The 11225-nt window shown below is 39.1% G+C and carries 6 protein-coding genes and 1 pseudogene; 5 read left to right on the top strand and 2 right to left on the bottom strand.

From position 1 onward, the window contains the following. The first annotated feature begins 556 nt into the window (after positions 1–556). The 5 genes and pseudogenes from AC0VX1_RS25540 (at position 557) to tagH (ending at position 8466) form a co-directional block, all read left to right on the top strand. On the top strand, positions 557–3886 hold the full coding sequence (locus tag AC0VX1_RS25540; RefSeq protein WP_475469516.1) for a CDP-glycerol glycerophosphotransferase family protein: 3330 nt from the start codon (positions 557–559) through the stop codon (positions 3884–3886). Positions 3887–3982: 96 nt separating this feature from the next. Then, on the top strand, positions 3983–5521 hold the full coding sequence (locus AC0VX1_RS25535; protein ID WP_475469515.1) for a glycosyltransferase family 2 protein: 1539 nt from the start codon (positions 3983–3985) through the stop codon (positions 5519–5521). A 123-nt stretch (positions 5522–5644) separates the two neighbouring features. Beyond that, positions 5645–6850 (top strand): annotated as a pseudogene (locus tag AC0VX1_RS25530) (CDP-glycerol glycerophosphotransferase family protein); the annotation flags it as partial. Positions 6851–6853: 3 nt separating this feature from the next. After that, positions 6854–7651 (top strand): ABC transporter permease, encoded by a 798-nt coding sequence (locus AC0VX1_RS25525; RefSeq protein ID WP_034315708.1) that lies wholly within the window; start codon positions 6854–6856, stop codon positions 7649–7651. Positions 7652–7668: 17 nt separating this feature from the next. Beyond that, the gene (gene tagH / locus AC0VX1_RS25520) at positions 7669–8466 is read left to right on the top strand and encodes a teichoic acids export ABC transporter ATP-binding subunit TagH (RefSeq protein ID WP_057278145.1); all 798 of its coding nucleotides are present in this window, start codon (positions 7669–7671) and stop codon (positions 8464–8466) included. A gap of 38 nt (positions 8467–8504) precedes the next feature. On the opposite strand, the gene AC0VX1_RS25515 is transcribed toward tagH, so the two are convergent. Next, positions 8505–9671, bottom strand: a complete 1167-nt coding sequence (locus AC0VX1_RS25515) for a glycosyltransferase family 4 protein (RefSeq protein ID WP_413021544.1) — start codon at positions 9669–9671, stop codon at positions 8505–8507. Positions 9672–9695: 24 nt separating this feature from the next. Further along, the gene (gene murJ, locus AC0VX1_RS25510) at positions 9696–11222 is read right to left on the bottom strand and encodes a murein biosynthesis integral membrane protein MurJ (protein ID WP_413021543.1); all 1527 of its coding nucleotides are present in this window, start codon (positions 11220–11222) and stop codon (positions 9696–9698) included. Positions 11223–11225: the final 3 nt, after the last annotated feature.

Below are 11225 nucleotides of genomic sequence, written 5' to 3'. Positions count from 1 at the left end.
TAATGGTATTTAAAAATAATTCCCCTCACATTAATGAATGAAAAAAGATTTCATCATTCTTGCTGCAATCAGAAAAGCCATTCACAATTTTACCACGTTTAGGAGAGAACAACTAGAGGAGCTTCATAAATCCTGTTTTCTAAAAGTGGAAGGTGAAAGACAGAGGATGGGTATCTATCGGCCATAAATCTATCGCTTAACTTTTATGGAACCATTTAATGAGGGGAAAATATAAACGGTTGTCCTGTTTTGAAAGCGTTCACTTTGATAGTAAGAAGATTTTTTTTAATTGAAAGACATGTTTTTGCTATTCCCTTTCCATTCTGGCAACATGGAAGGACATGCATTTGATTTTTGCGGTTTTTTTGTTTTGGTACGACAGCGAATCACCTGGATATTTTCTTTTTTGTTCATAGGTGGAATTTAAGGGGAATTAAGGGAAATTCACCGGTCTGTTTAATGATATTGAGGAAAAACCAAAAAAAGTTTATGATTTTAAAGTACAATGAATGATTCATTTTTATTTAAATAAATAATTTGTTATAGGTGGTCTAAAATGATTAAAAAGCTTCTTGGAAAAGGGAAAGCAAAAAAAGCGCCTAAAATTAAGCTAAAACAAGTTCTGACCATTGCGCAAGAGGAAAATATGCTATTGATTAAAGGAGAATTTTCAATAGAACATTATTGCGCAAAAGAACTATGGCTATATTCTAGGGATAACGAAGATCAGAAAATAAAAATAGCTGAATCGGTGAGCTCGTCTAAATTTGATTTTAAAGTAGATATGAAAGATTTAATGCGGAAATTAGCAGATGATGAACCGACTGTTTATGACTGTTATATAAAGGTAACCGTCCCGATTGAAAAGCTGAGCAAGAAAACAATACTTAATATCGAACATAAAGCTGAATATGTAGAAGAGAACGAACAGGTTCATATTGAATTTCCAATTCGTCTAGGGCGTTTTCAGGAGACGTACACGAACAATTTAAGTATTTACACCTATGAAGATAAACAAAGTATATTCTCGATAACGAATAAAGGAAATATATCTCTTTACATCAATAAAACCCCTAAAATACAGATTAAGTCTCAAATTGAAAAAATGAAAAACAATTCGAAGACCATGCATGTTAATGGTCAAATCTTCACCAAGCATTCCGCGATCATAAAAGGTGAGGGCCTAGTTAGAGGAAGACAAAGTGGCAAAGAATATCAGGCCAATCTATCTTTTATTCATAATAAGGAAATGAATATTAAGAAATTTGGACTGAATCGATATATATATGATTTGAAATTGGATTTAGAACAATTGGTCAGTGTGGATTTGGAAGATGATGTCTATGATATTTACATGAAATTACATTTACATGATCAGGAAGAGCCGAAAATGGTACGCGTCGGAAGACCGACCACGAGAACTAAATTATTTACAAAAAAGACCGATGTGAGCTCGAATAATGGAGTGGCCATCATCAATCCATATTATACCTTTAAAGCATCCAATTTATCTTTGGAAGTGTTTAACTTCTCTACGGAAAGTTATCGATATTTAAAAAAGATGATGGGATGGAGGCGTTTTTTGGCCCTATTTAAAAAGAAAAAGGATGTTTGGCTAATTGGCGAAAGAACTTATAAAGCCCAAGATACCGGATATCACTTCTTTAAATATATGAGGGAAAACCACCCTGAAAAAGAAGTCTATTATGTAATAGAAGAAAATTCCGTGGAAGCCAAGAACGTCGAGCCCTTTGGAAATATCCTTTATTTCAAGTCAAAGGATCATATTAAAAAGACAATGGAATCGACACGTATCATTTCATCACATCATCCGGATTATTTATATCCTTTAAGAACATCTGAATTTAAAAATCGTGTTAAGGGAGTTAAGGTATTTCTTCAACATGGTGTTATGGGCACTAAGAACATGGTTGCAAACTACGGGAAAAATGCATCCTCCGGTTTTAGTACGGATGTTTTTCTAGTTAGTTCAGACTTCGAAAAGGATATGATCGTAACGGATTTTGGGTACAACGAAAAGGAAGTATTCACGACCGGACTTTCTAGGTTCGACTCACTGTTTAAGGATGATGTTTTAACAAAGCGGCAATTACTCATCATTCCGACATGGCGAGATTGGATTACATCCGATGAAATATTTTTGGAAAGCGAGTATTTCGAAAGGTATCAGAACTTGGTGAATCACCCGGTTTTACATGAGTTATCTAAAAATAATGGGTTTGAAATCATATTTTGCCTTCACCCTAATATGCAGAAATTCACGTCTTATTTTAAAGATGCCCCTGTTCGGGTGATTAGTCAGGGTGAAGTGGATGTCCAAAGGTTAATTAAGGAAAGCGCGATTATGATCACGGACTATTCAAGTGTTGCTTTCGACTTTAGTTTCCTGCATAAACCGGTTATTTACTATCAATTTGATAGAGATCGTTTCATAGGGAAAAGACCGTCACATTTGGATTTGGATAACGATCTTCCTGGTGAAATCGTTGATGAATTGGATGGATTGTTGGGTGTATTAGCCGAATACGCCAACACTGATTTTGTCATGAAGAAAAAGTATATCGATAAGGCCAACCGTTTTATTAAATATCGCGATGTCCATTCTAATTCAAGGATATTCGAAGTGATTAAACATGCAGAAAAAGATCAGAATTCACTTATTAAATTATATAACCACCCGATATCAAAACTCATTATGAATCGATTTAGGAAAAGTGAACAGTATTTCCCTGTCATGAAAAAAGTTTATAAAATCATGTCCAGGATCCTACCGGTTGACCGGAACCTTATTCTTTTTGAAAGTGGGATAGGGAAGCAATTCTCCGATAGCCCCAAATATATTTATGAAGAACTGGTCAAAAGGGATAATAAATATAAAAAAGTCTGGGTGTATAATGGTAATTTACCGATAAAAGGAAAGAATACGAAGCTGATCAAACGCCTAAGCCCGGAATATTATTATTATTTGGCCAAAGCAGGTTATTGGATAAATAATCAAAACTTCCCTACTTATTTAAGTAAAAGGAAGGAAACGACATACATTCAGACTTGGCATGGAACCCCTTTGAAAAAAATGCTGTTTGATATCGATAATATTCAAGGAAGAGACGAGGGGTACTTGAATCGGGTGCATAGTGCAACGAGAACGTGGGATTATTTAATATCACCAAGTCCATACGCATCCAAAGCCTTCAGAAGTGCTTTCAAATATGAGGGGGAAATATTGGAAACGGGATATCCGAGAAATGATTTGTTTTACAAGGAAGATGCTTCACTGGTTGCCGACTCAGTGATGGAAAAACTGAAGATACCAAAAGGAAAAAAAGTCATCTTATACGCTCCTACATTCCGGGATAATCAAACTTCGAAAAACAATAAATTCATTTTCGAGCTGAAATTTGATTTGGAAAGAATGAAGGAAGAACTAGGGGATGAATATATCCTGTTGTTAAGGATGCATGTTGTTATAAGTAATAATCTCAGCATTCCGAGCGAATTCGAGGATTTCGTGATAAATGTATCCAATTATTCAGATATCCAGGAACTTTACCTGATTTCTGATATATTGATTACGGATTATTCTTCCGTAATGTTCGATTTTGCTAATACTGCCCGGCCGATTTTGTACTACACGTATGACTTGGAAGATTACAGAGATAACATCCGCGGATTCTATATGGACTTTGAAAAGGAAGCACCAGGTCCATTTTTAAAAACGACTGAGGAGATTATCGATACTATTACCAATATTGATGAAATAAACATGCAATACAAAGAGAGATATGGTTTATTTAGAGAGAAGTATTGTGGAATAGAGGATGGTAAAGCTACACAGAGAATCGTGGATGAATTTTTTAATGATTGATTCCTGAAATAAAGGGTATTGTTGCTTTTAAGTAACTGGTAACTGGCTGCCTGATAGAAACATCTATGTTACCTCTACATAAAAGGAGGGAATCGTATGAATTTCTTGGTACGTCAAAAGGCGAGGGAACTTTTAAAGAGCGGTAAAATTTCAATAAAAAATAACCCTGTAGGCTTAAGGAATAAATTTTTAGGAAAAGAAAAAAAGGTCACTGTAGTCACGGCTGCTTATAATGCTGAAAAATTCATCAGAAAAACGATTGAATCAGTAATAAATCAGACAATGGGTATGGATCAGATAGAATATATCATTATTGATGATTGTTCGACGGATGCTACCAATAAAATCATTCAGGAGTATACAGCTAAATATAAAAATATCTGTTCAGTTACTCTTCAAGAAAATAATGGTTCACCTGGGACCCCTAGAAACATTGGAATTGAATTGGGAACATCCAAATATATAACTTTTTTAGACGCGGATGACTGGCTTGCTCATGATGGGCTGGAAAGCCTCTATAATATCCTGGAGGAAACCGGTGATGATTATGTAGTGGGCAAAACGGTAAAAGTCGAATCTGAGGCAGAGAGTGTCATCGGTGAGTTTGCTTCCATTAAAGAAAGAAGAAGCATCACCCCAATGGATGTTCCGCACTTTTTTTATCATATGGGTCCAACGGCCAGGATGATGAATCTGCCTATGGTTAAAGAACATGAAATTGGTTTTCCGAATATGAAATTCGGTGAAGATAAATGGTTTTTTAATGATGTTTTCTTTAAAGTCAGAGCAGTATCAACTACTAAAAAACCTATTTATTATGTCAATAGGACTTCAGAAAATCCCTCTTCTTTAACACGTGTTACGAATGTGCTGGAAAAAAGAAAAGCGGATATCGACATAATAAAGTATATTCAATCCAAAGACATTGCCATTGAATTGAAAAAGGTGGCCCTTAACCGGATTTATGAGTACGATATTGTAAAAACGTTCGACAGCCAAACTTTTGTGAAATCCAAGAATAAAGAAGATTTTATAGAAATATTAAGGGAAGCTGTCGAAACTGCAAAAAACTTGTCATATGATTTTAAGAATGAATTTAAGGTGCCTATTTATAAATTGGCTCTTGAATTATTTATGGGGGATCGCATTGAGGATTTCGTAAAGTTATTTGAATGGTTAAAGCGAGATTCCAATAAAAAGTATCACATTAAAGACGGTTTACCATATTATGAACTGCCATTTCTGGAGGACGAATATCGTTTTGTCAGGATACCGATGCTTGCCCGTGCAATGGATTCCTTTATCATGGATAATGTCTACCACCAAAGTTTTGAGATTTATGGTGATGATATAGACAACATAGATTCAGTATTGATACGTGATCGAAAAAGAATGGACAATGAAATCAATTGCAGAGTTCAAATAGAAGGTAATAGAGGTCAGTTTACTGTTTCTTTAGAAGAAATTGATAAAATGGAAATGTCATTATTTACAGTGTTCATTCGCTACAATGATTATCAATTGGTGAATATTAAAAGGATCTTGAAAAATAAGATGACGTATAATAAGAAAAATGTGGAGTTTTATACAACAGTGGCAAATAATTTGGGACTGGCAATTAAGTCTTTGGAGTAGCTGTTAGAAGTACGCCAAAAATAAGCTCTCCCTTTTATTGGGTGAGCTTATTTTTAGTTTGAAATGATCATTAATCAATAAAAAGGGAGATCGGATATGTCAAATGAAAATGTACAAACCTCAAAGAGACCTTCCTTTCTATCGTTAGTTAAAAATAAGTCTAAAGCAATTATTTTAAGAGGATATAAAATGGCTTTTGCATTGGCGGGCACAGTGTTGCCAGTGGACCAGAAGCTTGTCATTTTTGAGAGCTTTTTGGGCAAGCAGTATAGCTGTAATCCCCGGGCGATTTATGAATACTTGCAGAGTAACCATCCTGAATATAAAATGTATTGGAGCGTGGATAAAAGATATGCAGCTCTTTTCGAAGAGGCAGGCATTCCATATCTCGATCGTTTTTCATTCAGTTGGCTGCTCAAAATGACAAGGGCCCGTTATTGGGTGACGAACAGCAGGCTTCCGCTTTGGATTCCGAAGCCGAAGCACACGATCTATTTGCAAACGTGGCATGGTACTCCACTAAAGAAGCTTGCGGCGGATATGAATGAAGTTCATATGCCTGGAACGACGACGGATAAATATAAAGAAAATTTCCATGCCGAATCAAGTAAATGGGATTATTTAATCTCACCGAATGCTTATTCAAGTGAAATCTTTGCCCGGGCCTTCAATGTCGATGCCTCTAAAATTCTGGAAACCGGTTATCCACGTAATGATATCCTTTACAACGGGAATAATCGTGATACAATCGACTCATTGAAACAGAAGTTGGGTATACCAATAGAGAAAAAGATCGTTTTATATGCCCCGACTTGGAGGGATGATGAGTTTTATAGCAAGGGAAAATATAAGTTCGAAATAAAACTGGATCTGGATCGAATGAAACGGGAATTGGGGGAGGAGTATGTCATTTTGCTCCGTCTTCATTATTTGGTTTCTGAGAACTTGGATTTATCGGCGCATGAAGGATTCGCCTATGATTTATCCAGTTACGAAGATATTAGTCATTTGTATCTTATTTCGGATTTATTAATAACCGATTATTCATCCGTATTCTTTGATTACGCAAATTTACAGCGTCCGATGCTTTTCTATGTATATGATATTGAAAATTACAGGGATAAGCTTCGCGGATTTTACTTTGATTTCGAAAAGAATGCACCAGGTTTGTTAGTCAAAACATCTGATGCGGTCATTGATAGTATCAAGACGATGAAATATGAAAATACCAATGATATCAATCATTTTCACGAGCGGTTTTGTGCACTCGAGGATGGCCAGGCTTCACGCCGTGTCGTAGAAAAAGTGTTTTTAGGAAGGTCTGTGTAATTTATGAGTTCAGCTTTGACCGTTTTAAAAGAACAAATCAAACATTTTTATTTGGTAAGGCGTTTATCTGTTTATGAGGTGAAAAGTGCCAACAGCAGCAACTACCTGGGAGTCCTATGGGAAATCATCAATCCGATGATACAGATTGCGATTTATTGGTTTGTATTTGGATTTATCATCTTGAATCGCGGGGATGATTTCCTTCCATGGCTGATGGCAGGGATCGTTGTCTGGTTCTTTGTGAACCCGGCCATAACCCAAACGTCCAAATCCGTCTATTCCCGAATGAATATGGTATCCAAGATGAGCTTTCCGATGAGTGTGATTCCATCGTATGTCATCTTTGCTAAGTTGTATCAGCATCTCATGCTGCTGGGAGTCATCATCATCCTATTAGGGTTTACAGGTTACCTCCCTACACTCTACATCTTGCAACTGCCGTATTATGTTGCAGCGACGGTCTTGCTGTTATTTTCATTGGGTTTAATCACTTCAACATTATCAACCATCATTCGTGACGTTCATAATATCATCGTGTCCTTAATGAAAGTCATGTTTTATTTAACACCAATCCTTTGGGTAATGGATGCTAAGGAACATCCTACCATAGTCAACATCATGAAGCTGAATCCACTATATTATATTGTGGAAGGGTATCGAGCTTCGTTGTTGGGGGAATCATGGTATCTGATAGCGCATTGGGAGTATACGCTTTATTTCTGGGCAGTCGTTATCATCTTGTTTATGATAGGTTCCTCGCTGCATGTCAGGTTCAGAGATCGCTTTGTTGACTTTAAGTAAACTGGAAGTGAGAAAATTTGGAAAAATCGGTGGTAGTCAAAGATATAACGAAAAAGTATAAATTATATAATAAAAACTCGGAAAAATTATTGGATCTCCTTTTGCCTAAAAGCTATGGGGAAGAGTACTTCGCTCTGAGGAATGTTAGTTTTGAAGCAGAAAAAGGCGATGTAATAGGATTTGTCGGGGTCAACGGATCAGGTAAATCCACATTGTCCAATATTATTGCAGGCATTGTCCCGCCTACGGACGGAAATGTCCAAACTAATGGGAAAACGGCCTTGATTGCCGTTTCATCGGGCCTGAATAATCAGTTGACGGGCAGGGAAAACATCGAACTGAAAATGCTGATGCTCGGATTCGATAAAAATCGCATCAAAGAACTTGAGCCTGAGATCATTGAGTTTTCGGAGCTTGGTAAGTTCATTGACCAACCGGTGAAATCCTACTCAAGCGGCATGAAGTCCAGGCTTGGTTTTTCCATTTCCGTGCATATCGATCCAGATATCCTGATTATTGATGAGGCCTTATCTGTCGGGGATAAAAACTTTGCTGAAAAGTGTTTAGAGAAAATGAACGAATTTAAGGCAAAGGGCAAAACGATGTTCTTTGTCAGCCATTCAATCGGTCAGATGAAGAAATTTTGCCAAAAGGCATTATGGCTTGAATATGGAGAGTTAAAGGCATACGGTGACATGAAGGAAGTAATGCCGCAATATGAGGCATTCTTAAAAGAATATAACGCCATGTCTAAACAAGAACAGAAAAAATACCGTGAAGAGCAAATGAAAAGGCGTAGTTCCGCACTGGTATGAATGTGAAAAGCAGACCCGGGCTTCGGGTCTGCCTTTTTTTAGTTAAGCACTTCAACATAAGCTTTCTCAAACCTCTCAGCTGCTGAAAGGTGGGAGTATTCGCTTTCCATTTTATACCTTGCTTTCGAAGCTAACTTTGCTGCATATTCAGAGTCTTTAAGCAGAAGGGAGATGGCTTGTGCAAGTGCTTCTTTATTTTTTTCCTCTACTAAAAGGCCATCTTCGCCATCAATGAGAATCTCCTTTAAACCCCCGATTGCGCTTGCAATGACGGGTGAGCGGCAACTCATCGCTTCTAAAGCGGAAATGGAAGTCGCTTCTTCCACCCCATGGGAATGAACGCTAGGGATGAGTACGATGTCCGATGCTTCATAGAGGTTATGCATTTTCTCGAACGGCACAGAACCCAGGAAAAGTACGGAAGCGGATATATTGAGACTGGCTGCGGTTTCCTCTAGCCGGCTCCGCTGTTCCCCTGTACCTGCATAGACCAAAATCGTTTCAGGATGGTTTTCCAGCACCTCCGGCAAAGCAAGGAGCGGGTAGATGACACCGTTCTTTTCCGTCATTCTTCTCGGAACGAAAAGCATCTTTTTATGTAGCGGTATTTGAAAGTCCCGGCGAGTTTGCTCCCGCTTTGCCATCTCCGGTTTAAAAGCAGACACGTCAATGAAGTTCTTGATCGTATCCGCCTCTATATGTGCCAAATGATTTATATAGTCTTTGATCCTTTGATCGACCGTCACAACTTTTGCAGCGGACTGATAAGCTTTTCTTTCTAGCTCGCGAATGATCAAATCTTCTTCACTGTCCGGAAGAAGGGCGCCCCTGCTGACTGCCTCGAATGAATAATATCCATGGACGGTTTGCACCGTTGGTATCCCGGATTCGATGGAAGCGAGGGTTGCGAAAATGTCTTGGGCATTAATGACATCATAGTCCTTTTTCAAGGCGTTAATAGATGAAGCCAATAATTTTTGGCGTTGCCGATCATTGAAAAGCTGGCCGCTCCCCTGTTTTACTTTATTTAATAAAAATCCTGGAGCCTGGGCGAGCATCTTCCTCTTGAAAGCTGGTAATTGAGAGAAAGATAATATGTCCACATTATGGCCCCGTGACATTAACCCCTTTTTTAACGTTGTGATATGGCTCGATAGCCCTCCTTCATGAGGGTAGTTGAAAATCGTTGTGACTAAAATGTTCATATTGGCACTCCTTCTTCTAATGGATTACTTTGATGATCTGATCTTTTTCAGCCCTTGCAGGCTGCCTACTTTAAAAAGCATCGATAGTGCGAGATATAATCCGAATACCAGCAGCGTGATGATCACCAATTCCATGATGATGGGCAACGATAGGGTAAGCGGATGGATCCAGAGAGCGATTCCGTAAAGGATGGCTCCGATGATGGTAAGCTTGCCGCTTTCCTGAAAAACATCCCTGAAAGCGGCCTTGTCCGTTTTACCTGTCTTCAGCCATAGGTAGCCGAAAAGGTAGAGGGATTGCAGGAGCATGGAAATCCCCGATGCTAAAGCAATGCCACCGACGCCGAGATAACGTGATAGAACCCAGCTGAGCAGCACGTTAAGCAAAACGGCAATCAGGCAGGAATACATGGCCACTTTCGTTTTCTTCAAGGCGTAAAAGGCGTTCATCAAATAATCCCTCAGTGCAAAGAACGGGAGGCAAGCTGAATAAAAGAGGAATGCCCTATAAGTCATATCAGTTGCTGAAGCATCGAAAGCCCCGCGTTGGAAAGCAAGAGTGATTAGGCTGTTTCCGCTGATTAACATGACGACCATGAACGGAATCGCTAGAAATAACAGCGACTTCAACCCTTTTAAGGTCAAATTAAGGAAAGATTGATAGCTTATAAGCGCGCGCTCGACGATTGAAGGGTACAATACGGTAATCAGCGGCGTAAGGACAATGCTCAATGGCAGCCACAGCAGGCGATTCGCATAATTAAGGGCAGATACGCTCCCAGTTTCGAGCGAAGTCGCAATGATCCGATCGACGACACTATTCAACTGGATCGCCAAGGCGGCGATAATGATTGGATAAAAGGTGAGCAGTGTTTGTGCAATCTGCCTTTTATGAGGCAGGAAAGAGACGATGGGCCGGATTCCGTATTTCTTCAATGATGGGTATTGAATAAGGAACTGGCTTGCTGCACCGAACACAAACCCCCAAGCCAGTCCTTCAATCCCAAAGGGAGCAGCGAATAATACGGTGGCTGCTATAATGACCGTGTTTTGTGCAGTTGAAGTGAGTGCCGGCAGAATAAAGCGCTTATTCGCATTCAGGACCCCCGTCGCCATGTATGAAAGCGTGAAAAATAGTAAACTGGGCAGCATGATCCGGGTCAGTGACTCCGTCAGGGCAAGCTCTGAATCGGAGAAACCCGGGGCTGTCATCATGACGAGCGGCTTTATGAAAATCATGCAGGCAATGGTCAGGACTCCGGCAACCAGCATGAAGAAAGAACCTAAAACACTGATGAATTCGTCCGCCTTCTTTGGGTTATCCGCTTTCTTTTCCAAGTAAATAGGAATAACGCCGGCCTGAAGACCGCTGCCGAGAGCCGTAAAAAGAATGGTTGGTATGAGGCTTGCCACGAAAAAAACATCCGCCATGGATGATGCCCCGAAATAGGCGGCTATGATCGATTCCCGCCCGAATCCGAGGACTTTTCCAATGGCTGCAATAATGGTGACGAGCCCGACCGATTTAATGACATTTGAAAGAGTAGGCATATT

Source organism: Peribacillus sp. QJM3NY_7, assembly GCF_056173225.1.
This window is presented reverse-complemented; position numbering and strand designations above follow the sequence as displayed.